Source organism: Streptomyces sp. NPDC026500 (genome assembly GCF_055567635.1).
The window spans coordinates 198503-224615 of record NZ_JBVHQB010000005.1 but is presented as its reverse complement, the minus strand read 5'-3'; the positions used below and the strand labels follow the sequence as shown (position 1 = coordinate 224615).

General features: G+C 72.4%; 21 protein-coding genes. 8 read left to right on the top strand and 13 right to left on the bottom strand.

What is annotated here, in order from left to right:
* Positions 1-197: 197 nt before the first annotated feature.
* A complete protein-coding gene (locus tag ACZ4N5_RS11660) occupies positions 198-2372 on the top strand; it encodes an MDR family MFS transporter (RefSeq protein ID WP_467756906.1) in 2175 nt (724 codons plus the stop codon).
* Positions 2373-2375: 3 nt separating this feature from the next.
* On the opposite strand, the gene ACZ4N5_RS11655 is transcribed toward ACZ4N5_RS11660, so the two are convergent.
* Positions 2376-2906, bottom strand: a complete 531-nt coding sequence (locus ACZ4N5_RS11655; RefSeq protein WP_467756905.1) for a GNAT family N-acetyltransferase — start codon at positions 2904-2906, stop codon at positions 2376-2378.
* Positions 2907-3148: 242 nt separating this feature from the next.
* Between ACZ4N5_RS11655 and ACZ4N5_RS11650 the strand changes: the two genes are divergently transcribed.
* Positions 3149-3991, top strand: a complete 843-nt coding sequence (locus ACZ4N5_RS11650) for a hypothetical protein (protein WP_467756904.1) — start codon at positions 3149-3151, stop codon at positions 3989-3991.
* A gap of 77 nt (positions 3992-4068) precedes the next feature.
* Complete coding sequence (locus tag ACZ4N5_RS11645; protein ID WP_467756903.1) at positions 4069-4803, top strand: hypothetical protein; 735 nt, start codon at positions 4069-4071, stop codon at positions 4801-4803.
* A gap of 275 nt (positions 4804-5078) precedes the next feature.
* On the opposite strand, the gene ACZ4N5_RS11640 is transcribed toward ACZ4N5_RS11645, so the two are convergent.
* A complete protein-coding gene (locus ACZ4N5_RS11640) occupies positions 5079-5534 on the bottom strand; it encodes a DnaJ family domain-containing protein (protein ID WP_467756902.1) in 456 nt (151 codons plus the stop codon).
* Between the two features lie 119 nt (positions 5535-5653).
* Here ACZ4N5_RS11640 and ACZ4N5_RS11635 point away from each other — a divergent pair, with 119 nt between their 5' ends.
* Entirely contained in the window at positions 5654-6058 is a 405-nt protein-coding gene (locus tag ACZ4N5_RS11635; protein WP_467756901.1) for a hypothetical protein, read from the top strand.
* Between the two features lie 134 nt (positions 6059-6192).
* Here ACZ4N5_RS11635 and ACZ4N5_RS11630 read toward each other — a convergent pair whose 3' ends face one another.
* Positions 6193-6864 (bottom strand): O-methyltransferase, encoded by a 672-nt coding sequence (locus ACZ4N5_RS11630; protein ID WP_467756900.1) that lies wholly within the window; start codon positions 6862-6864, stop codon positions 6193-6195.
* 342 nt (positions 6865-7206) lie between these two features.
* On the bottom strand, positions 7207-8592 hold the full coding sequence (proP, locus tag ACZ4N5_RS11625; RefSeq protein ID WP_467756899.1) for a glycine betaine/L-proline transporter ProP: 1386 nt from the start codon (positions 8590-8592) through the stop codon (positions 7207-7209).
* Positions 8593-9039: 447 nt separating this feature from the next.
* Between proP and ACZ4N5_RS11620 the strand changes: the two genes are divergently transcribed.
* Positions 9040-11088, top strand: a complete 2049-nt coding sequence (locus ACZ4N5_RS11620; protein ID WP_467756898.1) for a bifunctional glycosyltransferase 87/phosphatase PAP2 family protein — start codon at positions 9040-9042, stop codon at positions 11086-11088.
* A 175-nt stretch (positions 11089-11263) separates the two neighbouring features.
* Here the strand turns inward: ACZ4N5_RS11620 and ACZ4N5_RS11615 are convergent, their stop codons facing one another.
* A complete protein-coding gene (locus tag ACZ4N5_RS11615) occupies positions 11264-12508 on the bottom strand; it encodes a cytochrome P450 (RefSeq protein WP_467756897.1) in 1245 nt (414 codons plus the stop codon).
* Between the two features lie 341 nt (positions 12509-12849).
* Between ACZ4N5_RS11615 and ACZ4N5_RS11610 the strand changes: the two genes are divergently transcribed.
* Positions 12850-14019, top strand: coding sequence for a steroid 3-ketoacyl-CoA thiolase (locus ACZ4N5_RS11610; RefSeq protein WP_355848469.1), 1170 nt, complete (start codon positions 12850-12852; stop codon positions 14017-14019).
* 63 nt (positions 14020-14082) lie between these two features.
* Here the strand turns inward: ACZ4N5_RS11610 and ACZ4N5_RS11605 are convergent, their stop codons facing one another.
* The 7 genes from ACZ4N5_RS11605 to ACZ4N5_RS11575 all read right to left on the bottom strand — a co-directional run bounded on the left by ACZ4N5_RS11605 (position 14083) and on the right by ACZ4N5_RS11575 (position 21628).
* Positions 14083-14769: a YoaK family protein gene (locus ACZ4N5_RS11605; protein ID WP_467756896.1), complete on the bottom strand. Its 687-nt coding sequence runs from the start codon at positions 14767-14769 to the stop codon at positions 14083-14085.
* A gap of 210 nt (positions 14770-14979) precedes the next feature.
* The gene (locus ACZ4N5_RS11600) at positions 14980-15399 is read right to left on the bottom strand and encodes an aggregation-promoting factor C-terminal-like domain-containing protein (protein ID WP_467756895.1); all 420 of its coding nucleotides are present in this window, start codon (positions 15397-15399) and stop codon (positions 14980-14982) included.
* Positions 15400-15777: 378 nt separating this feature from the next.
* A complete protein-coding gene (locus ACZ4N5_RS11595) occupies positions 15778-16638 on the bottom strand; it encodes an ECF transporter S component (RefSeq protein ID WP_467756894.1) in 861 nt (286 codons plus the stop codon).
* A complete protein-coding gene (locus ACZ4N5_RS11590) occupies positions 16635-18437 on the bottom strand; it encodes an ABC transporter ATP-binding protein (protein ID WP_467756893.1) in 1803 nt (600 codons plus the stop codon). Before ACZ4N5_RS11590 ends, ACZ4N5_RS11595 begins: the two co-directional genes overlap by 4 nt.
* Positions 18434-19486, bottom strand: a complete 1053-nt coding sequence (locus ACZ4N5_RS11585; RefSeq protein ID WP_467757125.1) for a CbiQ family ECF transporter T component — start codon at positions 19484-19486, stop codon at positions 18434-18436. The genes ACZ4N5_RS11590 and ACZ4N5_RS11585 overlap by 4 nt, the downstream gene beginning before the upstream one ends.
* Before the next feature lie 247 nt (positions 19487-19733).
* Complete coding sequence (locus ACZ4N5_RS11580) at positions 19734-20390, bottom strand: SCO2322 family protein (protein ID WP_467756892.1); 657 nt, start codon at positions 20388-20390, stop codon at positions 19734-19736.
* Positions 20387-21628, bottom strand: coding sequence for a prenyltransferase/squalene oxidase repeat-containing protein (locus ACZ4N5_RS11575; protein WP_467756891.1), 1242 nt, complete (start codon positions 21626-21628; stop codon positions 20387-20389). Before ACZ4N5_RS11575 ends, ACZ4N5_RS11580 begins: the two co-directional genes overlap by 4 nt.
* A 351-nt stretch (positions 21629-21979) precedes the next feature.
* On the opposite strand from ACZ4N5_RS11575, the gene ACZ4N5_RS11570 reads away from it, so the two are divergent.
* Entirely contained in the window at positions 21980-22642 is a 663-nt protein-coding gene (locus ACZ4N5_RS11570) for a phosphotransferase (protein ID WP_467756890.1), read from the top strand.
* Between the two features lie 81 nt (positions 22643-22723).
* Here ACZ4N5_RS11570 and ACZ4N5_RS11565 read toward each other — a convergent pair whose 3' ends face one another.
* Positions 22724-23803: a PP2C family protein-serine/threonine phosphatase gene (locus ACZ4N5_RS11565; RefSeq protein WP_467756889.1), complete on the bottom strand. Its 1080-nt coding sequence runs from the start codon at positions 23801-23803 to the stop codon at positions 22724-22726.
* 190 nt (positions 23804-23993) lie between these two features.
* Between ACZ4N5_RS11565 and ACZ4N5_RS11560 the strand changes: the two genes are divergently transcribed.
* Positions 23994-26090, top strand: coding sequence for an ATP-binding protein (locus tag ACZ4N5_RS11560; protein WP_467756888.1), 2097 nt, complete (start codon positions 23994-23996; stop codon positions 26088-26090).
* Positions 26091-26113 lie beyond the last annotated feature (23 nt).

Genomic DNA, 26113 nt, shown 5'->3' with positions numbered 1-26113 from the left:
TGGGCAGACATGCCCGGTCCGTTCAGTCACGAGTGGGTCCCTCCCCCCTGAAAACTCCAGTGATTATCCGGACGACCTTCATACAACCTTCAAGCAGCCCCCCGGAATCGCGGATTCCGGTTGGCTCGACAGGCCATAACCGGACACACCGATCAGGATGGAGGGTGACCGGGACCCTCGGGGCTCAGGGAGGCCGTATGACCGGGGACGCGCACGGTTCGGACACGCAGTCCGACCGGGGGCCGGAAGGGGCGGACGCGCCGACCGGCGGCGGCCCGGGCGGACCGCCCGGACTGCACGACTCGGTCGAGGTGAGCGAGTCGGCCCTGCGCCGCCGCACCGCGGCGGCCGCCGACGCCCGGGACACCGTGCACGGCAGCGTCTTCGTGTCCATCGGCGCACTGCTGCTCGGCATGCTGCTCGCCGCGCTGGACCAGACGATCGTGTCCACCGCGCTGCCGACCATCGTCAGCGACCTCGGCGGTCTGGAGCATCTGTCCTGGGTCGTCACGGCGTACCTGCTCGCTTCGACGGCGGCGACCCCGCTGTGGGGCAAGCTCGGCGACCAGTACGGCCGCAAGAAGCTCTTCCAGACGGCGATCGTGATCTTCCTGATCGGATCGGCGCTGTGCGGCATGTCGCAGAACATGGGCGAGCTGATCGGCTTCCGGGCCTTGCAGGGCCTCGGCGGCGGCGGACTGATGGTGCTGTCGATGGCGATCGTCGGCGACCTCGTCCCGCCGCGTGAACGGGGCAAGTACCAGGGGCTGTTCGGTGCGGTGTTCGGCGCGACTAGCGTGCTGGGGCCGCTGCTCGGCGGCCTGTTCACGGAACATCTCAGCTGGCGCTGGGTCTTCTACATCAACCTCCCCGTCGGCGTCGTCGCGCTCGCGGTGATCGCGGCGGTCCTGCACATCCCGAAGAAGTCGGCCCGTCATGTCATCGACTATTTCGGTACGTTCCTCATCGCCGCCGTCGCCACCTGCCTGGTCCTGGTGGCCTCGCTGGGCGGCACCACCTGGGACTGGGGCTCGCCGCAGATCATCGGTCTGGTGATCGTCGGCGTGGTCCTCGGCGTCGCCTTCGTCGTCGTGGAGCGGCGCGCGGCCGAACCCGTCCTGCCGCTCAAGCTCTTCCGTGTCCACACCTTCACGCTGTCCGCGATCATCAGCTTCATCGTCGGCTTCGCGATGTTCGGCGCGATGACCTATCTGCCGACGTTCCTCCAGGTCGTGCAGGGCGTGTCGCCCACGATGTCCGGCGTGCACATGCTGCCCATGGTGTTCGGGCTGCTGCTGTCGTCCACGGTCTCCGGGCAGATCGTCAGCCGTACCGGCCGCTGGAAGGTGTTCCCGATCGTGGGCACCGGCGTCACCGCCATCGGTCTGCTCCTGCTGCACCAGCTGGACGAGAACAGCAGCACGGGTGAGATGAGCGTGTACTTCTTCGTGTTCGGCCTGGGCCTCGGCCTGGTCATGCAGGTCCTGGTCCTGATCGTGCAGAACGCCGTGTCGTACGAGGATCTGGGCGTCGCCACCTCCGGGGCGACCTTCTTCCGGTCCATCGGCGCCTCGTTCGGTGTCGCGATCTTCGGCACGGTCTTCGCGAGCCGCCTCGGCGACAACCTGACGAACGCGCTGGGCGGGCAGCAACTGCCACCCGGCATCACCACGGACTCCCTGAAGGCCGACCCCAAGGGGATCGGTCAGTTGCCGGCCGATCTCCAGCCGCCCGTCCTGCACGCGTTCGCGACGTCGATCACGGATGTCTTCCTGTACGCCGCCCCCGTAGCCCTGCTCGGTTTCGTGCTGGCCTGGTTCCTGCGCGAGGACAAGCTGCGCGGCTCCGTCACGGCCCCCGACGTGACGGAGACCCTGGCCAGCAACCCGGTCGAGAGGTCGTCGTACGACGAGGTGTGCCGGGCGCTGTCCGTGCTCGGCACCCGGGAGGGGCGCCGCGAGATCTACGAGAAGATCACCGCGCGCGCGGGCTACGACCTGCTGCCCGCGGCGAGCTGGCTGCTGCTGCGGATCAAGAAATACGGGTGGGCGGAGCCCGCTCTCCTGGCCGAGCACAGTGCCGTGCCCCTGAACGTCGTCCTGGCCGCCACCCGCCAGGTCGAGGAACGCCGGCTCGCCCGCCGCGAGGGCCTGGACATGGTCCTGACCGACGAGGGCCGCGTGGCCGCCGGCAATCTGTCCAGGGCCCGCGAGGAGTCCCTCGCCGAACTCCTCGGCGACTGGTGGGGACCGGACCGTCCCACCGACCTCGCCCAGCTGGTCGCGGAGCTGAACGACGAGATGTGCGGCTCCGACGCGGACCGGCCCCACGAGCGCACGCTGCTCGGCCGGCCCGAGGGGGAAATGGGCTGAGCGTCAGCCGGTCAGGTCCTTCCGGAACCAGTGCTCGGCGTAGACCTCGTCGTTGTGCGCCGCCGTCTCCTCGTAGCCGTGCCGGGCGTACAGCGCCCGCGCCTCGACGAGGTCGCCGCGGGTGTCGAGGACCAGCCGCCGGGCGCCCAGGCCGCGAGCCGCCGCCTCGGCCGCCGCCAGCAGGAGGGGCGCGCCGCCCTTGCCGCGCAGATCCGCTCGGACGAAGACGCGGCTCAGTTCGCCCGTCGTGGCGTCGAGCATCCGCACCCCCGCGGTGCCGCCGGGCTCACCGTCGTGGCGCGCGACGAGCAGCACACCCGTCGGCGGCGCGAACTCGCTGCCCGTCCGCGCGGCGACCTCCCGCTCGAGCTCGTCGGGATCCGTCGTGCGCCCTTCGTGCAGCAGGTACCACCGGTCGCTGACCTCCGTGTAGTACGCCCTCCAAAGCGCGGCGGCGACAGGGGAGTCGAAGGGTTCGGGGGCCACGCTCCAGGAAGTCGGCGGGCCGGAAGGCGATCGGATCATGCCGGCCATTGTCGTCGGGTGCCACCCCCGGCTCGCAACCGGATAGAAGTGCCGGGCCGAACAGCCCGACGAGGAGCGGGTGTTGTCGGTCCTCGCGGGTGTGCGCCGGACGGGTCGTCGGCGGGAGGTCGGGGGGGCGGCCGGTTCAGGGGTCCGGGCGGTCGTGCCGCGAGGGGGCCGTTTGAGGAGCGACTTCCGGGCAACCCGGTTCAAGAACCGGCCCGTTGGGTCGAGAACCCCGGAAGGCACCCATGTCCACAGGCGTGATCATCGCTCTGATCGTGATCGTGGCGGCCGTTGCCGTTGTCGCGGCCGCCCTGACCCTCCTCGCCCGAAGGCCGCCGGGCGGGCGCACTCTGCGGCGGCGCTTCGGACCGGAGTACGACCGAACAGTCGCCCGGCACGACGGCGACACCCAGGCCGCCGAGCGCGACCTCAGCGAGCGCGTGAAGCGGCACGGCGCGCTGCGCGAGCAGCCCCTCGAACCGGCGGCGCGGGAACGGTACGCGGCCGGCTGGACGGCCGCCCAGGAACGCTTCGTCGACTCGCCCCAGGAGGCGGTGGCCGAGGCCGACCGGCTGCTCGGTGAGCTGGCCGGAGCACGCGGGTTCCCCGAGGGGGACCGTTACGAGGAGCAGGTCTCCGCGCTCTCCGTCCACCACGGACACCACGTCCACGGATACCGCCGCGTGCACCGTGCGGCGCTGGCCCGCACCGGCGCGGGTCAGAACGGCGGCGTCGACACCGAGCAGATGCGTGAGGCCATGCTGGAGGCCCGCGACCTCTTCGACGACCTGTTGACCCCGACCCGCCAGGACACCTCCCCCGGCCGTGCGCACGCCACGGACGACGTGAGCGAGCCACCGGCCGCCCGCCCGGAGCGTGCCAGGCGGTTCAGCATGGCCAAGGACGACCGGCGCGCCGAGCCGGCGCAGACGACGCAGGGCGCCGAGCGCACGGAGCGCGCCGAAAGCGCTGAGCGCACCGGAAGCGCTGAGCGCGCCAAGAGCACCGAAAGCACCGAGACCTCCACCCCCGACACTCGCTCCCACCTGCCCTGGTCCTTCACCAGGCGTCAGGCGAAGGGGAGTTGAAGAAGGTGAGCGCCATGAAGCCAGGCCAGGATTCTGAGCGGACCCCGTCCCGTGAGGCGGCGGGCGTGAAAGGCCGCGTGACCCCGGTACCCGCCGAGCGTTCCCCGGACGACCGGGAGAGCGGGAACCGCCAGGAGACCGAGACCGAGGAAGTGTCGCGCCGCGAGGCCCTGAAGGGCCAGGTGGATCCCGCGTCCGCCGAGCCCGCCCCGGGCGACCGGGCCAGGAACGCCGACCGGGTCAGGCACGGCGACGACACGGCAGCCCGGCCGACCGGGACCGGCGCGACGCCCCGCGAGGCGACGGGTGTTGACGTCGGCGAGCGGGAGGACCGGAGCGGCGACCGTACGCCGCGTACGGGGCGTACGGGCTCGGGCGACGCACCCGGCGCGTCCGACGGCCCCGGGCCGCGTCCTGTGACCCGTGACGCCGGGGAAGCGCTCCCCAGGGGCGGCTCGGCGGACACCAAGGACCGTACGGGTACGGGTGTGGGTACGGAAGATCGTGCCGGGCGTGACGAGCGGATGCTGCCGCTGGACGAGTACGACAAGTTCTCGCTGCGGATGCGGCACGCGGTCGGCGGGTTCGTCGACGGGCCGCAGGCCTCTGTCGAGGAGGCCGACCATGTGCTGGAAGAGCTCGCGGGTCGGTTCACGGAAGCCGTGACCCGGCGGCGGCGCGCTCTGCGTACGTCCTGGCAGTCGGGCGGCGAGGGCAAGGGCGACGGCAAGGCGACGGCCTCCGACACGGAGCAGCTCCGGCTCGCCCTGCGGGACTACCGCGAGATGACCGAACGACTTCTGCGGCTCTGAGCCCGCTCGGACACCTCCCCGGTGAGGTGAGGCCGCGTCCCGGACCATGCCCCGGGACGCGGCCTCACGCCATTCGCGCGGCCTCACGGCATTCGCGCGGCCTCACGGCATTCGCGCGGCCTCACGGCATTCGCGCGGCCTCACGGCGTTCGCGCGGGCCGTCGAGTCCGTGTGCGGCCGCGGTTCACCGTGCCGCGGGTCTCGCCGGACTCCCTCCGGTATCCCCCGGGCTCCCCCCGGGACTCCCTCCGGTATCCCCGCGGTCCTCCGCGGCCTCACGCGGTTCCGGTGTTTCCCCGCCCCTCGGACTGCCCACCGCCGGGGGCCGGGTCCTCGCGGGCCGCGCGCCACTCCCGCACGATCGTCTCCACGTCGTACGGCTTGAGCCCGAGGGGAGGCCCCGGCGGCGGCTTGAACATGACCTCGCGGATCTTGGCGTTGATGTCCTCGACGATCCGTCGCACCACCCGCTCCGAAGGAGCCGCGGAGGCCGCCGCCAGGGCGTCCTCCGCCTCCTTGCGCAGGGCCAGCGTGGGCGGCAGGACCGACAGCCCCTCACGGGCCATCTTCCGCTTGATCCACCAGAGTTCGTCGTACGGGGTGTCGGTGACCTCCGGCAGCGGCTTGCCCGCGCCGGGGAGTTCCGTGAACTCGCCGCGGGCCTCCGCCTCGCGGATCTGTTTGTCCACCCAGGACTCGAAGCTGACACCCGGTGGCTTGCGCTCGGTCATGAGTCCATTGTGCCGGAGGTCACACGGTGACGGGAAAGGTCGAATTATCATGCGGCGGCGACGGGGCAACCACGTTCCGCGCCAGGACAATTGGACCAGCACCTCACGAAGGAGCGCGCGTGCTCGAACTCACCATGGCCTCGGTGTCCGGAGCGGACGCCGGTGCGACGGCCGGGATGCAGATGGCCGAGGCGCCGAGCGACCCCGGGGCCATGCTGCGGGTGGGCAGGGACCGGGCCGTGTGCCGTCTCGCGACCCCCGACGACTGGCTGTTCGTGTCCAGGGTCCACCTGGAGTTCCTGTGCGGCCCGGACGGATCCTGGCAGGTCACCTGGCTCCGGGGTTCCCACGCGGAACCGTCCTCAGAGGTCCTGCTGATCCTTGCGGGGCTGGCGTCCCAGCCGCTTCCGTACGGCGGGACGGCCAGACTCCCGGCGGGCGGCTCCGGCGAACTCGTCATCCAGGACCGCACCGGCCCCCACACCGTGAACGTGGGTTTTTATCACGAGGCCCGGAACCGATGAGCCCAGAACAGCCCATCGACCATCGCCCCCAGGACCGATGAGTCCTGGGGGCGATGGCCGATGAGCCGAGGACAGGTGGGGCGGCGCGGCGAGGGGCGGAACGGGCTGGGACAGGACAGGGCAAGGACAGGCGATCAGGCCTGTACGCGGGCCAGCGCGAACCCGTCGTAGCCCTTGCTGCCCACCGTCTGCACCGCCGTGCCGTTCAACTTCGGGTGGGAGGCGATCAGTTCGAGCGCCGCCCGGGTGCCCCGCACGCTCGGGTCGGTGCTCGCCGCGTCGGTGACCGCTCCGCCGCGGACGACGTTGTCCAGGACGATCACGCTGCCGGGCCGGGTGAGCCGGACCGCCCACTCGATGTAGTGGGCGTTGTTCACCTTGTCCGCGTCGATGAAGACGAAGTCGAACGGCTCCGGATTCTCGTCCGCCAGCTTCGGCAGGGACTCCAGGGCGGGGCCCACCCGCACCTCGGCGACCTTGTCGAGGCCGGCCCGTACGAGGTTGGCGCGCGCGACCTCGGCGTGCCGGGGGTCGTACTCGAGGGTGATCAGCTGCCCGTCGGCGGGCAGGGCGCGGCCCAGCCAGATCGTGCTGTAGCCGCCGAGCGTGCCGATCTCCAGGATGCGGCGGGCGCCCTGGATCTCGGCGAGCAGCTGGAGCAGCTTGCCCTGGTTCGGCGCGACGTTGATGCGCGGCAGTCCGGCCGCGTCGCTGTCGCGCAGCGCGGCGGTCAGGATCTCGTCGGCGGGGGCCAGGAGGGTGGTGAAGTGGTCGTCGACCTCGTTCCAGAGCTGCGACTCGCTCATGCACCGGGCCTTTCATATGCCTAGTTAGATGCGCTAAGGACTTCCGGAGACGAACCTAGCCGCAGGCGCCCGCGCGTGCCAGCGGGAATCGAGCCCTCTGGTCCCCGGCTCCCGCGCGTGTCGGCGGGATTCGGGCCCGCCGACCCCCGGCGGGCCGGCCCGGTTCGAGGGCCGGCCGCGGGAGGCGCCGAGGGGGCGTGCGACGTCAGCGGCGCGTGGGCGCCGGAAGAGGTACGACGTCGGCGACGCGGGGGTGCCGGGTGACCGGCGACATCAGCGGTGCGCGACCGCCGGTCCGGAGGTGCGACGTCAGCGGTGCGCGACCGGTCCGCAGGTGCGACGTCAGCGGCGCGCCGGTTCCACGGCGGGCGCGGAACCCGGCAGCGGGCGGCCCGCCGACTCCGCCATGAACCAGACGGCCACACCGCCGATGACGGCCGCGGCCATCATGTAGTACGCGGGCATCATCATGTTCCCGGTCGCTCCGATGAGGGCCGTGACCACCAGCGGGGTCGTACCGCCGAAGAGCGAGACCGAGATGTTGAAGCCGATGGAGAGCGAGCCGTAGCGGACCCGGGTCGGGAAGAGCGCCGGGAGCGCGGCGGGCATCGCGGCGGTGAAGCAGACCAGCAGCAGGCCGAGGGCGCCCATGCCGAGCGCGACGGCGAACAGGCTGCCCTGGCGGATCAGCAGCAGTGCCGGGACGGACAGGGCGAGGAAGCCCGCGCAGCCCGCGGCGATCACCGGTCGACGGCCGATCCGGTCGGTCAGGGCGCCCGCGAAGGGCTGCACGATCATCATCAGCGCCATCACGCCGAGGACCACGAGCAGACTGTGCGTCTCGTCGTACTTGAGTTCGCTGGTCAGGTAGCTCGGCATGTAGGAGAGCAGCATGTAGTCGGTGACGTTGAAGACCAGCACCAGGCCCACGCAGAGCAGCAGGGTGCGCCACTGGCCGGCGATCATCTCGCGCAGCGGCACCTTGGGGCGGTCGGCCTCGGACTTCTCGATCTCCGCGGCGAACGCCGGGGTCTCCTCCAGGCGCATCCGCAGATAGAGGCCGATGATGCCCATCGGGCCCGCGATCAGGAACGGGACGCGCCAGCCCCAGGACAGCAGGTCGTCGGTGGACAGCAGGGCGGTCATGAGGGTGACCAGACCCGCGCCGCCGATGTATCCGGCCAGCGTGCCGAACTCCAGCCAACTGCCGAAGAAGCCGCGCCTCTTGTCGGGCGCGTACTCGGCGATGAAGGTCGAGGCGCCCGCGTACTCGCCGCCGGTGGAGAAGCCCTGCACGAGACGGGCCGCGAGCAGCAGGATCGGGGCGCCGACGCCGATCGTGCCGTACGACGGGATCAGGCCGATCGCGAAGGTGCCCGCCGCCATCATGATCATGGTGAGCGCGAGGACCTTCTGGCGGCCGATCCGGTCGCCGAGCGGGCCGAAGACCATGCCGCCGAGCGGGCGGACGAGGAAGGCCGCGGCGAAGGCGCCGAAGGTCGAGAGCAACTGGGCGGTCGGGTTGCCGGAGGGGAAGAAGACCTTGCCCAGGGTCACGGCGATGTAGCTGTAGACACCGAAGTCGAACCATTCCATCGCGTTGCCGAGCGCTGCCGCCTTCACGGCGCGCCTGACCAGCGCGGGGTCGGTGACGGTGACCTCGGGGGAGGCCGGGCGTACGGGGGTCGGGACGGGTACGGCGGGGGTTGTCGGGGTCGCGGTCGGCAAGGGCCTTCCTTTCGCCGGGGACAAGGACGGGTTCGCCCGGGGGCGGACCGGCGGCTCGCTCGGGCGTGGACCGGTGGCTCGCCCGGAGGCGGACCGGCGGCTCGCCCGGAGCGGGCCGAAAAGCGACCTTAGGTCGGTTCGTCCACGTCACGTGTGGTGTGCGCCCCTGCACGCAGCGCACACAAAGGCCGCGTACGCAGGCGCGACGAGGTGGCCGGGACGGTCTCCTGGGAGGGTCATTTGTGATCTATGTCGCGACGTCGAGGGGGAACCGGACCCTTCGCCGACTATCGTCATTCGGGCAAAAGGGAGACGGACGTCAGGTGAAGCGGGGGTTTCCTGCGTCTCTCGACGAGGGCGGTCATGCCTCATAGGGTCCTGATATGGACTGACGTATGGGGTGTGTGCGACAAACAGGAACCAACCGGGCGGGAGAGCCGACGGGGCGTGGCGAACGTGGAGCACGGCGGACGAGCGGGCAATGCCTTCGCGGGGGCGGCGGAGACGACGCGAGCACGGCTGCGTGCGCTCCGCATCGGGCTCTGGGTGATCGCCGCGATACTGGCCGTACGACAGGTCGCCGCCGTCCTCAGTACGCCCAAGGCGGACCGGCTGACGGATCTGGAGACCTGGGTCGGCCCCAACGGCGTACTGCATGTGAAGGGCTCGCTGTACGACTCGACGCGGTTCACCGGCACCCCGTTCGGCGGACTCGTCCTCAAACCGCTCACCCGGGCGGCCGAACAGGCTCTCGGCTGGGGCTGGACCTTCGGCACCCTGCTGCTCGTCGTCGCGCTCGGCCTGGTCGCCGCGCGTGCCCTGCCGCACCCCGTGAGCCGTCGTACGTCCCTGCTCGCCGCGCCCGTCGCCGTCAGCCTGCTGATGCTGTCGCTCCCCGTACGCAACGCCCTCTACCTCGGCCAGACCAGCATCATCCCGGTACTCCTCGTCCTGCTCGGCTGCTTCGCCGTCCGCGGGGAGCGCGTCTGCGGGGTTCTCATCGGGCTCGCGGCGGCCCTCCAGCCGACCGTGCTGCTCTTCGCGCCGCTGCTCTGGTGCACCGGACGCCGCCGCGCCGCCGTCTCCACCGGGACCGCGTTCGCCGCCCTCACCGCGCTCGCCTGGGTCGTGATGCCGCACGACTCGAACACCTACTGGGTGCACCACCTGGCGGGCGTCGGCCTCGGCAAGGACGCCGACGACCTCGCCAACCAGTCCCTGCACGGAGCGCTGCTGCGGTTCGGCCTCACCGGTCCGCTGGAGATCGGCCTCTTCCTGGCGCTCGGCGTGGTCGTCACCGCCGTCGGACTCCGGCGCGCGGTGCGCTACGCACGCGACGGGCAGCTGCTGCTCGCCGTGGCGGTGACCGGCTGCGTCGCCGTCGTCATCGCGCCCACCACCTGGCAGCACCAGCTGCTGTGGGTGCTGCTCGCGCTCGCCGGCCGGGTCGGCCGGAGGGCCGCGGACCGCTATGTGTGGCCCGTCGCCGTCATCCTCGTCATGACGCTGCCCGCCAGGATGATGCTGCCGAACAAGCCGGTGCTCGAGCCGCTGCGCGACAACGTGGTGCTGATCGCCGCGTTGGCCGCCGCCACCGTCGTACCGTTCCTGTCCCGCACCTCCGAGTTCTACCGGGCCCCGATCCCCACCGACCGAGCGACGCCCGTCCCCGCCCGGTGGAAGCGCGTGCCGCTGCTCCCGTTCCTGGGCCGGGTCCTCACCCGCCCGAACCTGCTGCTCGAACTGCTCATGATCCGCGTCGGCTACTCCGCCTACGCCTCCGTACGCCTCGCCGTGACGGGCGGCTCCAACGCGGACGGCCGGGCCACCGCCGAGCACCACGGCGGCCAGATCCTCGCCGTCGAGCGGTTCCTGCGCCTCGACATCGAGCACGGGATCAACCATGCGGTGGTCAAGGTCCCCTTCCTGCGGGACTTCTTCGACTTCTACTACCAGTCGTTCCACTTCGGCGTCCCGCTCACCATCCTCGCCGTGCTCTACGTCCGCCGCCCCGCCGACTACCGCTGGGCCCGCTCCGCCCTCGGCTTCACCACCCTGCTCGCCCTCGTCGGCTTCTGGCTCTACCCGCTCGCCCCGCCGCGCCTGATGCCGGGCCTCGGCGTCATCGACACCGTGCACGGCGTGCAGGACTTCTCCAAACCGGACTACGGCACCCTGACCGAGCTGACCAACCAGTACGCGGCGATGCCCTCGCTGCACTTCGCCTGGTCCCTGTGGTGCGGGGTCGTCATCGCGATTCTGGCGCCCCGGTGGTGGATGAAGGCGCTGGGCCTGCTGCATCCGTTCTTCACGGTCTCCGCGATCGTGGCGACCGGCAACCACTGGGTCCTGGACGCGGTCGGCGGCGCGGCCGTGGTCGTCGCGGGCTTCGGCCTGACCCATCTCCTCCAGGGCCCGCGGACCCGGACACTGATGAAACCGGTCCAGGCCGACACGAAGGAGCCGGTCCCGGCGATGGGCCGCACTCCGAGCTGATCCGGTACGCCCCCGGCTCGGACGCGTGGGTGACGGGTGGGCGGGTGGTGCGGGGCGTGCCCGTGCCGGTGTGCGGGTCTCGGGGGAGGCAGGGGCGGGCGCGGGGGGATGCCCCTGCCTCCCTCGGGACGGGCCGACGGTGCCGGGAGGCCGACGGCCCGAACATGGGTGCCCGCTAAACGTGACTGACCTGGAGTTCCTTGACGCCGTTCAACCAGGCGGAGCGGAGTCGGCGCGGGTCGCCGACGAGCCGCAGGTTCGGCATCGCGTCGGCGATCGCGTTGAAGATCAGGTCGATCTCCAGGGTGGCCAGGGACTTGCCGAGGCAGAAGTGCGGACCGCCGCCGCCGAAGCCGAGGTGCGGGTTGGGGTCACGGGTGATGTCGAAGACCTCGGGGCTCTCGAACACCTCGGGGTCGTTGTTGGCGGAGGAGTAGAAGATGCCGACGCGGTCGCCCTTCCTGATCCGCTGCCCGCCCAGCTCGGTGTCCTGGGTCGCGGTGCGCTGGAAGGCGACGACGGGGGTCGCCCAGCGGACGATCTCCTCGGCGGTGGTCTTCGGCCGCTCCCTCTTGTAGAGGTCCCACTGGTCGGGGTGGGTGAGCAGGGCGTGCATACCGTGCGTGATGGCGTTGCGGGTCGTCTCGTTGCCGGCGACCGCCAGCAGCAGGACGAAGAAGCCGAATTCGTCGGAGGCCAGGTTCCCCTCGTCCTCCGCCGCCACGAGCGTGCTCACGATGTCCTTGGCCGGGCACTGCTTGCGGTCCGCCGCCATGTTCATCGCGTACGAGATGAGTTCGGTGGCCGACTCGGCGCCGATCTCCTCGGTGATCGCATACTCCGGATCGTCGTACGCCACCATCTTGTTGGACCAGTCGAAGATCTTGACACGGTCCTCCTGCGGGACGCCGATGAGTTCGGCTATCGCCTGCAGCGGCAGTTCGCAGGCGACCTGGGTGACGAAGTCGAAGGCGCCGTCGGGGGCAGCCTGCGCGAGCGCGTTCGCGACGATCGAACCGGCGCGGGCGCGCAGCGTGTCCTCCAGGGAGCGGATGGCGCGCGGGGTGAAGCCGCGCTGCACGATCTGACGGACCCGGGTGTGCTCGGGCGGGTCCATGTTGAGCATGATGAGCCGCTGGACCTCGATCTGTTCGCGCTGGATGTGCTCGTTGAAGCGGATGACGGCCGTGTTGAGGAACGAGGAGAACAGTTCGGGGTGCGTCGAGACGTACTTGACGTCCGGGTGCCGGGTGACGGCCCAGTAGCCGTCGTCCTCGAAGCCCGCGACACCGGGCTGTTGCGGGATCCAGTGGACCGGCTCGGCCCGGCGCAGCTCGGCGAACTCCGGGAGGGGCACGCGGTGGTGCAGCACATCGGGGTCGGTGAAATCGAACCCGTCGGGCAGCGCTGGACAGGGCATCGGCAACTCCAGGTCTCGCGCCTACGGTGGTGCCTGCGGTGGTGACGGTCCTTCCCCGCGGGTAGTTCTGACGGTCCATCAGGAACGTGGAACCGCCGTGAAGGTAGTAACGGGTTCTACAAGTGGCAAGAGGTGCGGGCCTATCAATTGCGTGCGGGATTCGTGCAGATCACGACTTCGGGAGCTGCAGGACCCTTGCGGCGCGGGGGGTTCGCTCAGCAAACTGCACGCAGAACTGGTACGCGTTCTAGTTCTGCGCGGTGGGTGGGCCGGGACGCCCCGCGCTGCGCGGGTCAGCAGGGCCTGGCCGCCGGGCAGGCCTGAGGAGAGGACGAGCCCCCATGGCCGCGGAACCCGTGATCGTCGAAGCCGTACGGACCCCCATCGGCAAGCGCGGTGGCGCGCTCGCCAATCTGCATCCCGCCTATCTCCTGGGCGAGACCTACCGTGAACTCCTCGGCCGCACCGGCATCCCCGCCGACTGCGTCGAGCAGATCGTCGGCGGCACGGTGACCCACGCCGGCGAGCAGTCGATGAACCCCGCGCGTACGGCCTGGCTGACGATGGGGCTGCCCTACGAGACGGCGGCGACGACGGTCGACTGCCAGTGCGGCTCCTCGCAGCAGGCCTCGCACATGACCGCCAACATGATCGCCGCGGGCGTCATCGACGTCGGGATCAGCTGCGGTGTCGAGGCGATGTCGCGGGTGCCGCTCGGTTCGGGGTCCAAGCACGGTCCGGGCAAGCCGTTCCCCGACGAGTGGAACGTGGACCTGCCGAACCAGTTCGAGGCCGCCGAGCGCATCGCGCGCCACCGCGGTCTGACCCGTGAGAACGTCGACTCCCTCGGGCTCATCTCGCAGGAGCGGGCCGCCATCGCCTGGTCCGAGGAGCGGTTCAAGCGCGAGACGTTCGCCGTGCAGGTGCCCACCACCGAGGACGAACAGCGGGCCGGGCAGGGCATGTGGCGGCTCGTCGACCGGGACGAGGGGCTGCGCGACACGTCCATGGAGGCGCTGGCGAAGCTGAAGCCCGTGATGCCGACGGCCGTTCACACGGCCGGCAACTCCTCCCAGATCTCCGACGGCGCGTCCGCCATTCTGTGGGCGTCCAAGCGGATGGCGCGGGCGCTGAAGCTGCGGCCGCGGGCGCGGATCGTGGCCCAGGCGCTGGTGGGTTCCGATCCGCACTTCCACCTGGACGGCCCGATCGACGCCACCCGGGCCGTGCTCGGCAAGGCCGGGATGTCCCTGAAGGACATCGACCTCGTCGAGATCAACGAGGCCTTCGCGTCGGTGGTGTTGAGCTGGGCGCAGGTCTTCGGACAGGACCTGGAGAAGGTGAACGTGAACGGGGGCGGGATCGCGCTCGGCCATCCGGTGGGCGCCACGGGGGCCCGGCTCATCACCACGGCGCTGCACGAACTGGAGCGCGGCGACAAGGAGTTCGCGCTGATCACGATGTGCGCGGGCGGGGGGCTGGCAACGGGGACGATCATCCAGCGCCTGTAGGTGGCGTTCAGCGGCCGTGCGACGGGTGCCGGCGCGGTGCGGCGAGTGCCTCCGGGTGGGGCTTCACTCCCGGCCGGAGGTCGTCGCCGCCAGTACCGCCGGCACGAGGGCCGCGATCAGCAGGGGGACGGCGAGGCCGTGGTGCAGGACCAGCCAGGCGCCGAGCAGGGCGCCCGCCAGCATGGCCAGGACGGAGGCGACGCGGCGCGGGGTGTTGTGCCCCACGCCGCCGCCGAGGCGGGAGTCGGCGGCCAGGCCCGTCAGGGTCATCGTCAGGACGGTCGTCGTCAGGTCGGCCACGCCGAGCTTGCGGACCGTCGCGTTGCGCAGGCCCATCGCGAAGGCCGTGACGGCGATCACGGTGTAGGCCGTGACGGTGGCGTCCGGGGCGGCGAAGGCGACTGCCGCGCATGCGGCCGTCAGGACCGCCTCGGCGGCGAACGTGCCGCGGGCCCAGGTGCGGCGTGAGCCGTTGCCGAACCGCGCGGCGATCCGTCCGCCGGTCACCGCGCCCGCCAGGAAGCAGCACAGCGAGGTCAGTGTGTGCGGTACGGAGAAGCCGGGCGCTCCGGCCGCCGCGAAGCCGAGCACCACCACGTTGCCGGTCATGTTCGCCGTGAAGACGTGCCCCAGGCCCAGGTAGCTCACCGCGTCGATGAGTCCGCTGACCACGGTCAGCGACAGCAGCGCGGATGTCAGTGGCAGACCTCGTGACTCAGGGTCGTGGGGCGTGTCCGTCTGCGTGGTCATGGAGGTCAGTCCACCACGGGGGCGCTCGCGCTCGCGTCCGGTGCGGGGTTTGTCGTGGGGCGATTCAGCCCCTCCGTTGTCCGAGGGGCGGGGTCCGGGGCGGAGCCGCGGGGGAGGCGGTCGTACCCGAGCGTGTCCGGGTACGACGAAGGCGGCAGCCCCGGGGAAGCGGGGTGCCGCCTTGCGTGTGCTGTGAGGCTCTGGGGCTGATCAGTACCAGCCGTTGGCCTGCCAGAAGTTCCAGGCGCCGGCCGGGCTGCCGTAGCGGGAGTTCATGTAGTCCAGACCCCACTTGATCTGCGTCTTGGGGTTGGTCTTCCAGTCGGCGCCGGCGGAGGCCATCTTCGAACCGGGCAGAGCCTGGACCAGGCCGTACGCGCCGGACGAGGAGTTGGTGGCGCTGATGTTCCAGCCGCTCTCGTGCTCGACGATCTTGCTGAAGGCGTTGAACTGCGAGGCGTCCGGAATCATCGCGTGGGCGATCGACTTCGCGGAGGAGGCGGCGGTCGGCGTGGCGGCCTGGGCGGGCGCCGCGGCCAGGACCATACCGGCGGTGGCAGCGGCCACGGCGGTACCGGCGAGGGCCTTCTTCGGGGAGGAGACGATGCGGCGGATGACAGAGACGGACACGGAGAACCTGTTTCTTCGGGGACATGGAGTCGCTGGTACGCCGTGACCACGTGGTGTGTGGAAGGGGCGGCGTACGTCGGCGCCGCGGCCCGTGTGGGCTCGTGGCGCCTGGCGACTGCTCCAGAGAAACAGGATCGGAGCCCGTCCGCAATGACCCCTTTTACTAGTTGTGGTCGCATCCGGGCTGAAAGTCCCTCATGTGACCTGGCTCTCAAACCCCAGGTCAGAGGGCATAACGACGCGTCCATGTCATGGCATTCGCGCTACGAAGCCGCTTCGTATGTGACGTGGGTCCTGTGGGCCGCTTCACCCCGCACCTGACGGACGGTGCGGGGGCGCCCACGGAGTGCCGCCGGGCGGTGTGACGCGGGGCGCAGCTCACCTGGGATCGAACGTGACCGGGCTCTCGAATGCCGCCCGGCGCGTGGCCCGGCGCAGCGCCTTGAGGAGGGTCGTGCCGATCGTCAGGGTCAGGACGACGGTGACGACAGCCCGGCCCAGGTCCCAGCCGAGGGACGTGGCCAGGCAGTACGCGAGGAAGCGGGCGAGGTTGGCGGGGACGGCGGCGTGCGGGTCGAAGGCGATGTTCGAGGCCAGCGCGTCCATGAAGGGCCAGCCGGCCAGATTCATGACGGTGCCGTACGCGAAGGCGGCGAGGAAGCCGTATCCGGCGAGCATCAGCAGCTCACCGCGGCCGCGCAGCCGGTCCGGGCCCGGCAGCAGCCCGGCGCCCATCGTGAACCAGCCCATGGCCAGCATCTGGAAGGGCATCCAGGGCCCCACCCCGCCGGTCAGCAGCGCCGACGCGAACATGGTCACGGACCCGAGCACGTACCCGAAGCCCGGCCCGAGCACCCGCCCGCTCAGCACCATCAGGAAGAACATCGGCTCGATGCCCGCGGTCCCGGCCCCGATCGGGCGCAGCGCGGCCCCGGTCGCGGCCAGCACGCCGAGCATGGCGACCGCCTTCGGGCCGAGCCCCGACTCGGAGATCGTCGCCGCGACGACCGCGACCAGCAGGACGAGAAGCCCCGCGAACAGCCACGGAGCGTCCTGGGCGTGCGCGCTGATCTGCGAGCCGGGCCCCGCGAAGAGCGGCCAGCCGAATCCGGCGGCTCCGGTGGCACTGACCAGGGCCAGAGCGGCGACGGAACGCGGGCCGAGGCGGACGGCCCTGGCCTGCGGCTGGGGCTGCGGCTGTGACGGGGGACGGCGGACGGAGGCGTCGGCGGCGCTCATGCGAGGGCCTTCCTGACCTGGGCGACGGTGAGCCACGGCTCGGGGGCCAGGATCTTGGCGACCTGCGGGGCGAAGGACGGGGACGCGACGACCACCTCGGCGGTGGGGCCGTCGGCGACGACCTCGCCGTCCGCGAGGATCACCACACGGTGGGCGAGCTCGGCGGCGAGTTCCACGTCGTGGGTGGCCAGCACGATGGCGTGCCCCTCGGCGGCCAGCCCGCGCAGCACGGTGACCAGCCGGGCCTTGGCCGCGTAGTCGAGGCCGCGGGTCGGCTCGTCGAGGAGCAGCAGCGGGGGGCGGGCCGTCAGGACGACGGCCAGCGCCAGCGCCAGCCGCTGCCCCTCCGACAGGTCACGGGGGTGCGTGTCGTCCGCGATGTCCGGCAGCAGCTCGGACACCAGCGCCCGGCAGGTGCCGGCGGTGGCCCCGGCGTCCTCGTCGGCCGCCGCGCATTCGGCGGCCACCGTGTCCGCGTACAGCAGATCCCGGGGCTCCTGCGGTACGAGTCCCACACGGCGTACGAGGTCGCGCGGCGCCGTGCGGTGCGGTACCGCCCCGCCGACCCGTACGGACCCGGCGGCCGGCTCGACCAGCCCGACGAGCGCCCCGAGCAGCGTCGACTTCCCGGCGCCGTTGCGGCCCATCAGCGCGATGGTCTCGCCGGGCCCCGCGGTGAGGTCGATGCGGCGTAGCGCCTCGACCCGCCCGCGCCGGACGGCCAGGGACGCGACGACCGCCACCTCGGCCGAGGGAGGGGGAGAAGCGGCGACGGGACCGCGTCCGCGGAGAAGGACGCGGCGGGTGAAGGAGGAGGCGGGGCGTGGCCGTCCAGGGGGGAGCGGCACGGCGGGTGCGGCGGGCTGTGTGGTTCCGGGGCTTCGGCCGCGTTCGATGCCTTCGGCGGGTGCGGTGGTTCCGGCGGACCCGGTCGGGCCCGTGGGTTCGGCCGGGGTGGAGGCCGTGGTGGGTTCCTGGGGTGTCGCGGAAAGCCGCTCGCGCAGGGTGCCCGCCCGGCGTCGTGCGTCGCGCACGGTCAGCGGGAGCGGGGACCAGCCGGCCAGGCGGCCCAGTTCGACGACCGGTGGGCAGACCGGGGAGACGGCCATGATCTCGGACGGGGTGCCGAGCGTCAGCGGTGCTCCCGGCGCGGGAAGGAGGGCGAGCCGGTCGGCGTACTGGACGACGCGTTCCAGACGGTGCTCGGCCATCAGGACCGTGGTCCCGAGGTCGTGGACCAGGCGCTGCAGGACGGCGAGGACCTCCTCCGCCGCGGCGGGGTCCAGGGCCGAGGTGGGTTCGTCGAGGACCAGGACCCGGGGGTGCGGGGTGAGCACCGAGCCGATCGCGACCCGCTGCTGCTGGCCGCCGGACAGCGTGGCGATCGGACGGTCGCGCAGGTCGGCCAGGGAGAGGAGGTCGAGGGTCTCCTCCACGCGGCGCCGCATCACCGCCGGCGCGAGACCCAACGACTCCATGCCGTAGGCGAGTTCGTCCTCCACCGTGTCCGTCACGAAATGGGACAGCGGGTCCTGGCCGACCGTGCCGACCACGTCCGCGAGTTCGCGCGGCTTGTGCGTACGGGTGTCCCGCCCCGCGACGGTGACCCGGCCGCGCAGCGTTCCGCCCGTGAAGTGCGGGACGAGTCCGCTGACCGCGCCCAGCACCGTCGACTTGCCGACCCCGGACGGGCCGACCAGCAGCACGAGTTCGCCCTCCGGGACCTCGAAGTCCACGCCCCGGACGGCGGGTTCGGCCGCCCCGGCGTACGTCACGGAGACATCCTCGAAGCGGATCACGACGACTCCTCGGGGGCCGGGGTTCGTTGGGCGGTCGGGGCCACGAAGGCGGGGAGCAGGCCGAGCAGGACCGCCGCCGCCGGCCAGAGCGGGAGGGCGGGGGCGACCAGGGGGACGACGCCGGGGCTCAGCGCGGCGGGGTCGTAGGACGCGGCGACGATCATCAGGGCCGCGACCGCCACGCCCGACCCGGCGACCAGCCAGGCACGGACGCCCCAGATGTCCGGCCGGTACCGCGTCCGCGGTGAGCGGCGGCCGCCCAGCCACAGGCCGCCGAGCGCCGCGCCGAGGCCGGCCAGCAGGACCGGCAGGCCGTAGGTGTCGCCCGCGGCGGTCAACAGCCCGTAGGTGCCCGCGCAGACGCCGAGCAGACCGCCCAGGGTGAGGGCTCCGGTGGTCCGGCGGACGGCGGGCGGGACCTGTGCCGTGCGCCCGTACCCGCGTGCGTCCATCGCCGCCGCCAGCGCGACCGAACGCTCCAACGCGCCCTCCAGGACCGGGAGTCCGACGTGCAGCAGGCCGCGCAGCCCCCGGTCGGGGCGGCCACGGAGCCGGCGCGCGGCGCGCAGCCGCTGGACATCGGCGATCAGATGCGGGGCGAAGGTGAGCGCGACGACCACCGCGACGCCCGCCTCGTACAGCGCTCCCGGCAGCGACTTGAGCAGCCGTGCCGGGTTCGCGAGGGCGTTCGCCGCGCCGACGCAGACGAGGAGCGCGGCCAGCTTCAGGCCGTCGTACAGCGCGAAGAGCAGGCCCTCGGCGGTGACCCGGCCGCCGATGCGGACCCCCTGGGCCCAGTGCGGGAGGGGGATTTCGGGGAGCGTGACGATCACGTGGGTGCCGGGGACGGGGGAGCCGAGGAAGACGGCGAAGGCCAGGCGGATGACGAGGACCGCCGCGGCCAGTTTCACGAAGGCGGTGTAGGAGCGGGCCCAGGGGGCGTCGGTGCGATGGGTGGCCACCACGAAGCCCGCCACTCCTATGAGGAGGGCGAGCAGGAGGGGGTTGGTCGTGCGGGAGGCCGCCGTGCCGAGCCCCAGGGCCCACATCCACCAGGCACCCGGGTGCAGGGCGCCCGCTCGGGTCGCCCCCGGTGTGCCGGAGAGGGAGATGGAGCGGGAACGGGAGTTCGGCGGTCGCCCGGTCGGGCCGGCGTCCGGTGCCGGGCGCTGGGCTCCCACCGTCCCGGGTTCCCGGTCCTGCCCGGACAGGGGGGATCCCCACCGCGCCGCGGGGCGGCGGCGCGCGGCGGTGGCGGTGGGGCGTTCGTGGTCGCCCTTGGTCATGATCGGCGCCTCAGCCCTTGCGCCGACGGGCCTGCCGGACGGCCGCCGCACCCAGCACGGCCACCGCCGCCGCGCCCGCCAGCAGGCCCACCGAGGGGCCGTGGTGGGCCGGTTCGGAGGCGTGCGGGCGGGCGGACGCGGTCGGTCCGTCGGCCGCGACCGGGTCGCCGCAGCCCGTTCGCGGATAGCCCGCGATGGCGCACAGCAGGGCGTTGGTGTCGTACCGCAGCGGTTCGGCGACCGTGGCCAGGGCCTCCGCGGTGCTCGCGTCGGGGGCGACCCGGGCGCAGGCGGTACGCGGGGACGGCGGCCGCTCGCCGGACGGCGCGTCGGCGGCCGTACCGGCGTCGATGACCAGGGCCACCCGCTTCTTGCCCTGCTGGGCGGGTGTCCTGGCGCATATCGCGGCGAACTCCCGCTCCCCGCGCGGCTGCACGGCGTGCTGGGAGTCCTCGCTCACCGCGAAGCGGAAGCCCTGGACATCGCCGTCGGACGGCCGCGCGGTCGACGGACCCTGGGTGGCGTACGTCCACTTCCCGCCGGTCAGGTCCCAGAAGGACCAGTAGCGGTAGCCGACGGCCCGCGCCTGCCCCGCGCCGCCGAGGACGAGGAGCAGGAGAGCCAGCGCGAGTGCCAGGGCCGGCGCGGTCGTCCGACGGCCGGTCACAGCTGCTGCTTCTTGTTGCGGCCGCTGATCAGGAAGCCGATGCCGATGCCCGCGACCAGGCCGACACCGATGATCCACCAGACGCCGAGCCCGTTGCCGTCGTCCTTCTTCTCTTCCTTCTTCTTCTCGCTCGGGGTGGCCGAGGCGCCGGCCGCGCTCGGTGCCGGGCCCGTGGCGCCCAGCTGCGCGACCAGGTCCTTGCCGCCGAAGTCACGCGGGTCGGTGCCGGTGGCGTGCGCGGCGAAGATCAGCTGCGCGTACGCGGCGGGGCCCGACTTGGCCGCCCAGTCACCGGAGTTCTTCTCCAGCCAGGCGAGCGGCTTCTGCGCGGGCTTCGTCGCACCGATGGCCGACAGGGCCACGACCGCGTCCGCCGTGTTGCCGTAGTCGGGCTGGTCCGCGGCACCGGGGAGCGCGGACTTCAGGTACGAGGTCTTCGCCAGCGCCTTGACCAGATAGCCGGCGCCGTTCGCCGCCGCGTCCGTCCGGTTGGGGGTGTCGGCGATGACGCAACCCGTGAGGTCGAACGGCTTACCGGCCTCCGCCACGAAGCCCTGGCCCAGGCCGGCCGTCACGCCCGCCGCGGTCGCGTCCGCGTTCGCCACCAGCTTGCCCCTCTTGTCGGGCTGGTAGGCGAAGGCGCCGCCGCCCTCTTCCCCGCAGACCTTCGACAGCTTCACCAGGGCGTCGTACGGGGACTTGCCGTCCTTGGAGACGCTCTCGGGCTTCTTGCCGACCGCCTTCAGCGCTCCGATCACGACGGACGTCGAGTTCGCGTCGCTGGCCCCGCCGGCCATGTAACCCCAGCCGCCGTCTGTGTTCTGCACGGACTTCAGCCAGGTCACGGCCTTGCCGGCGGCCTCGACGTGCCCGCCGAGCGCGCCCAGGGCCTGGACGGCGGCCGCGGTGCTGTTGGTGTCGACCTGCGTCTTGGCGTCGCACGCGGCGGTCGCGTCGGCGCGGTACGCGGCGAAGGCCCCGCTCGCGCACTGCTGACCGGTCAGCCAGTCCACGGCCTTGTCGGCGGGGCGTACGCCGACGGTGTGCTGGGCGAGCAGCGCGAGCGACTGCCGCCAGACGCCGTCGTAGGTCGGGTCGGTGGAGCCGAACAGCCCCGAGGGGAGCGCCGCCGAGGGCGACGGCGACGGGGACGAGTCGGCGGCGGAAGCGGCCGGTGCGACGACCGCCCCGATGACGGCGGTGGCGGCCAGTACCGCTGCGGTGCGGCGAACAAACATGACTCTCCCTGCGGGGAGCCGGGCAGCACCGGGCACGCTGAGGCATCCGGGCGGCTCCGGCTCCGTATCCCTCGACGGTGCCGGCCGTCGGCGGGCTGCCGAGGGCGCGAGCCGGTCACGTCCCGTGCGAGGCGATCCGGCTTACCACCGAAGTGGCTCACGGTTGCGGGTCAGCGCCGGATTTGCACCGGCTTCTCCTCGTACGGGTGTGATGACGACGCGCTCACTCTACCGGCCGCCCGGAATTCCCCGAGTGCCGCCTGTGGAGCGGGTGTGGGAACGGCAGGCGGGTGTCGTTCGGATCACCCGCGGACCCGGGTCGAGCCGGAGCGCATCCGCTAGGTTCGGGCCATGCGAACGGGGAGACTGCTCGGCTCGGGGCGTTCGGCGGACGTCTACGAGATCGACGAGGCGTGGGTGCTGCGGCGGGACCGCTCGGGCTGGGGCGACGCGACGGCCGAGGCGGCGGTGATGCAGCACGTGCGCTCGCACGGCTATCCCGTGCCGGGTGTGCGGGCGGCGACCCGCGGCGATCTGGTGATGGAACGGCTGTCCGGCCCGACCATGCTGGAGGCCTTCGGCCAGGGCCTGCTCTCCGCCCAGGAGGCGGGCCTCACCCTGGCCCGGCTGCTGCGCAAGCTGCACGCCGTGCCCGCCCGGCTCTCCGCCGACCCCGCCGTCCGGGTCCTGCACCTGGATCTGCACCCCGACAACGTGATGCTCACCCCGGACGGACCGAAGGTCATCGACTGGTCCAACACCGAGGAGGGTCCGCCGGGCCTCGACTGGGCCATGTCCGCGGTGATCCTCGCCCAGGTCGCCGTCGGCGGCGAGGCGATCGGGGACGTGGCCGAGGAGACGCTGGACGCGCTGCTCGACGGGAACGAGGACCGGATGACCGAGGAGGGGCTCGCGGAGGCGGGACGGCGCCGGGCGGCCAACCCGACGATGAGCCCGCACGAGGTCGAACTTCTGGGCGAGGCCGACGAGTTGATCCGGGCACTGCTGGGCTGAGCGGTGGCCGTCCGACGCGGGTCGCGGCACGCCCGGCGAACCGTGGTCCGAGCCGTTCGGCACCGGCGCCCGGCTCGGAGGTCACAGGACGTGCGCGGGCACCGCGGCCTCCACCGGCTGGCACAGCACCAGCGCGAGATCGTCGGACAGGGGTGCGCCGGTGTGCCGCAGCAGGCTGGCGTGCAAGGTGTGCAGGGCGTCCTCGGGGAGGGGCTCGCGCAGTGCGAGGGCGGCCTCGCCGAGCAGCGGGAACGGGATGCCGTCCTGGTCACGGCCCTCGGTCAGACCGTCCGTGTAGAGGAGCAGACGGTCACCGGGCTGGAGCCGCACGCGGTACTGCTGGGGTTCGGGGCGCAACCCCAACGGCGGTGTGGGGACCTTGGGTTCGAGGAACTCGACGCTCCGGCCGGAGCGCAGGGGCGCGGGGTGACCGCAGTTGACCAGCCGCACCTCACCGGGCGCGAACTCGGCGAGCAGGGCGGTGACGAAGTCCTCCGGTCCCAGTTCCGGTGCGAGACGGGTGTCGAGACCGTCGGCCAGGGCCGGCAGATCGGGCGCGGTGTAGGCGAGTTCACGGAAACCGGTGATCGTCTCGGCGGTCAGCCGTAGGGCGTCGACGCCGTGACCGCGTACGTCACCCACCAGGACCCGTAGTCCGTACGGGGTCACCGCGACGTCGTACAGATCGCCGCCGACCGTCGACTCGGAGCCGGCGCAGTGGTAGCGGGTGCACACCTGAGTGCCGCCCAGCGTGCGGGAGATGGGCCGCAGGATCGCCTCCTGGGTGACCCGGGCGACCTCGCGGGCCCGCGCGAGCGCGTCGCTCAGGCGCTCGCGCCGGCCGGCCGCGTACACGGTGATCGCGCAGCCGAGCAGCAGCCCGCCGAAGGGGACCCCGAAGTCGAAGCCGGTCGCGTCACCGTCGACGAGACCCGTCGCGAGCCCCAGCAGCGCCGACCAGCAGCAGACCAGCAGGGTCCAGCGCACCCCGAACAGCGCGCAGGCGAGCAACGGCCCGATCAGCAGCAGCGTGACCAGGGGCGGCACCCGGTCGTCCAGCAGATGCGGCAGGACCGCCGCCGGACAGACGGCCGGCGGCACGAGCATCGGCCACGAGAACCCGGCTCCGACCTGCCCACCGCCTCCGTCGTCGGCGGACATCCGCTCGCTCCGTTGCTCCCTCTCGCGCATCACCCGACAATCCCCGAAAACCGCCCTCGTCGCCCACGCCGACGGAGAGTTGATCACATCCCGTCGGAAGGTGCCCGGAAGTGGCGTCGCGATGTGGGTCTTTTGTCCGAGTCGTGGGAGCGGGGCATCGCACGTGTGCGATCCGGTCACACTGGTGCGCGTGTCCGACAACACGGCCGGTGGACGGCCCGGCAGCACGTCCGGTGGGCGGCCCGGCAACCTGCCCTCACCGACGCGGAGTTTCATCGGCCGACTGGACGAACTCGGCCGGCTGGCGCGGGCGCTGGATCCGGGTACCGGAATCGACCGGCTGGTGAGCCTGGTCGGCGTCGGCGGAGTCGGCAAGACGCGGCTCGCGCTCCAGGCCGCCGACCGGATCGACGGCGCGTACCCGGACGGCGTCTGGCTGGTGGAGCTCTCCCCGCTGCGCAGCGCCGGACTGGTGGGCCTCGCCGTCGTGGAGGCGCTGCGGCTCTCCGACCGGTCGATCCGGCCGGTCACCGAAGTCGTCGCCGAATGGGCCGAGGGCAAAAGGCTGTTGCTGGTCCTCGACTCCTGCGAGCACCTCCTCGCGGACTGCGTGACCTTCGTGGCGACGCTGCTGCCCCTGCTGCCCGGCCTGCGGGTCCTCGTCACCAGCCGCGAGCCGCTCGGTCTGCCGGGCGAACGCGTCCTGCGTCTGGATCCGATGCCGGTCGCGGGCGACGCGGTGGCCCTGTTCGCCGACCGCGCGACCGACAGCGGATTCACCCTCGACGACGCCGACCGCCCCGCCGCGGAGGCCGTCTGCCGCCGCCTCGACGGCATCCCGCTCGCCATCGAACTCGCCGCCGTCCGGCTCGGCGAACTCACCCTGGACCAGCTGAGCGGCCTGCTCGGCCGGCGGCTGCCGTCCCGGCTCGACCTGCTCGCCGCGCGCGACGGCGATGGACCGCCCCGCCACCAGACCCTGCGGACGGCCATCGGCTGGAGCCACGAGCTGTGCGCACCGCTGGAACGGCTGCTGTGGGCCCGTCTCTCGGTGTTCGCGGGCGGCTTCTGCGCGAGCGCCGCCGAGGAGGTCTGCGCGGGCGGTCCGCTGCCCGCCGGCCGGATCCCCGGCCTGCTCGACCGGCTCGTCGAGCAGTCCATCGTGGGCCGCCACCACGCCGACCCCGTCCGCTACCGACTCCTCGACACCGTAGGGGAGTTCGGCGCCGACTGGCTGCGCGCGCTGGGCGAGGAACGCACCCTGCGGCTGCGTCACCGCGACCACTACCGGCGGCTGGCCCGCGCGGGCTGCGCCGAATGGAACTCCGGACGCCAGGCGGCCTGGTGCGAGCGCATCCTCACCGAGCACGCCAATCTCCGCGCGGCCATGGACTGCGCGCTGACCGAGCCCGACGGACGGGTCGCCCTCGAGATGGCGGCCGACATCGGCTTCCTGTGGCGGCACTGCGGCTATCTGCGCGACGCCCAGCACTGCCTCGACCAGGCGCTGGCGAACGGCGCGCCGCCCGGCCCCGACCGCATCCGCGCGGTGTGGACACGAGGTGCGGTCGCGCTGCTCCAGGGTGATCTGGAGGCCGCGGCCAACTGGGCGGTGCGCTGCGCCGACGCGGCGAGAGAGCAGGGCGATCCGGTGGCGGTGCTGGCCGCCAAGTACATCCGGGGCGGCCAACTCGCCCTGAGCGGACGCCTGTCCGAGGCGATCCAGGTGCTGGCCGGAGCGCCTCGGCTGCCCGTCCGGCGGGACTGGTTCGGGGCGGCGCAGCTCCAGGTCCGGGTGGCACTGGCCTTCGCCTACCTGTTGAGCGGGGACCACGGGCGGGCGCGTGCGGTGGCCGAGGAGGTGCGTGCGGCGAGCGTGGCATGCGGGGAGTCGTGGGCGGGGGCCTTCGCCGACAGCGCGGTGGCCCAGACCGACCTGGTCCGCGGGGACATCGGCGCGGCCGTCGGCAATGCCCGCACCGCGCTGGCCGGGCACGGGCTGCTGCACAACACCGTGGGTGCCGCGATGGCCCTCGACGTGCTCGCGGCGGGAGTCGTCGCCGCGGGCGACGGACACCGGGCGGCCCGCCTCCTCGGCATCGGCGAGCGCGTGTGGGAACTCACCGGGCGTGCCCAGATGGACTCGCCCGACCTGATGGCCGCCCGCCGCTCGCACGAACTCCGCGTCCGCGGCGAGATCGGCGACCCGGCCTACGAGAAGGCGTACGAGGAGGGGCGCGTCATGCCGTACGAGGAGGGGCTGGACTACGCGGTCCACAGCTACTGAGGCGCACCTCCGGAGTTCGCGAC

What these genes read in the sequence shown, in the direction of transcription:
- ACZ4N5_RS11660 (WP_467756906.1), top strand. Translation starts at nt 198, where the DNA reads ATGACCGGGGACGCGCACGGTTCGGACACGCAGTCCGACCGGGGGCCG.
- ACZ4N5_RS11655 (WP_467756905.1), bottom strand. Translation starts at nt 2,906, where the DNA reads ATGGCCGGCATGATCCGATCGCCTTCCGGCCCGCCGACTTCCTGGAGC.
- ACZ4N5_RS11650 (WP_467756904.1), top strand. Translation starts at nt 3,149, where the DNA reads ATGTCCACAGGCGTGATCATCGCTCTGATCGTGATCGTGGCGGCCGTT.
- ACZ4N5_RS11640 (WP_467756902.1), bottom strand. Translation starts at nt 5,534, where the DNA reads ATGACCGAGCGCAAGCCACCGGGTGTCAGCTTCGAGTCCTGGGTGGAC.
- ACZ4N5_RS11630 (WP_467756900.1), bottom strand. Translation starts at nt 6,864, where the DNA reads ATGAGCGAGTCGCAGCTCTGGAACGAGGTCGACGACCACTTCACCACC.
- ACZ4N5_RS11615 (WP_467756897.1), bottom strand. Translation starts at nt 12,508, where the DNA reads ATGCCCTGTCCAGCGCTGCCCGACGGGTTCGATTTCACCGACCCCGAT.
- ACZ4N5_RS11610 (WP_355848469.1), top strand. Translation starts at nt 12,850, where the DNA reads ATGGCCGCGGAACCCGTGATCGTCGAAGCCGTACGGACCCCCATCGGC.
- ACZ4N5_RS11605 (WP_467756896.1), bottom strand. Translation starts at nt 14,769, where the DNA reads ATGACCACGCAGACGGACACGCCCCACGACCCTGAGTCACGAGGTCTG.
- ACZ4N5_RS11595 (WP_467756894.1), bottom strand. Translation starts at nt 16,638, where the DNA reads ATGAGCGCCGCCGACGCCTCCGTCCGCCGTCCCCCGTCACAGCCGCAG.
- ACZ4N5_RS11585 (WP_467757125.1), bottom strand. Translation starts at nt 19,486, where the DNA reads ATGTGGGCCCTGGGGCTCGGCACGGCGGCCTCCCGCACGACCAACCCC.
- ACZ4N5_RS11575 (WP_467756891.1), bottom strand. Translation starts at nt 21,628, where the DNA reads ATGTTTGTTCGCCGCACCGCAGCGGTACTGGCCGCCACCGCCGTCATC.
- ACZ4N5_RS11570 (WP_467756890.1), top strand. Translation starts at nt 21,980, where the DNA reads ATGCGAACGGGGAGACTGCTCGGCTCGGGGCGTTCGGCGGACGTCTAC.
- ACZ4N5_RS11565 (WP_467756889.1), bottom strand. Translation starts at nt 23,803, where the DNA reads ATGTCCGCCGACGACGGAGGCGGTGGGCAGGTCGGAGCCGGGTTCTCG.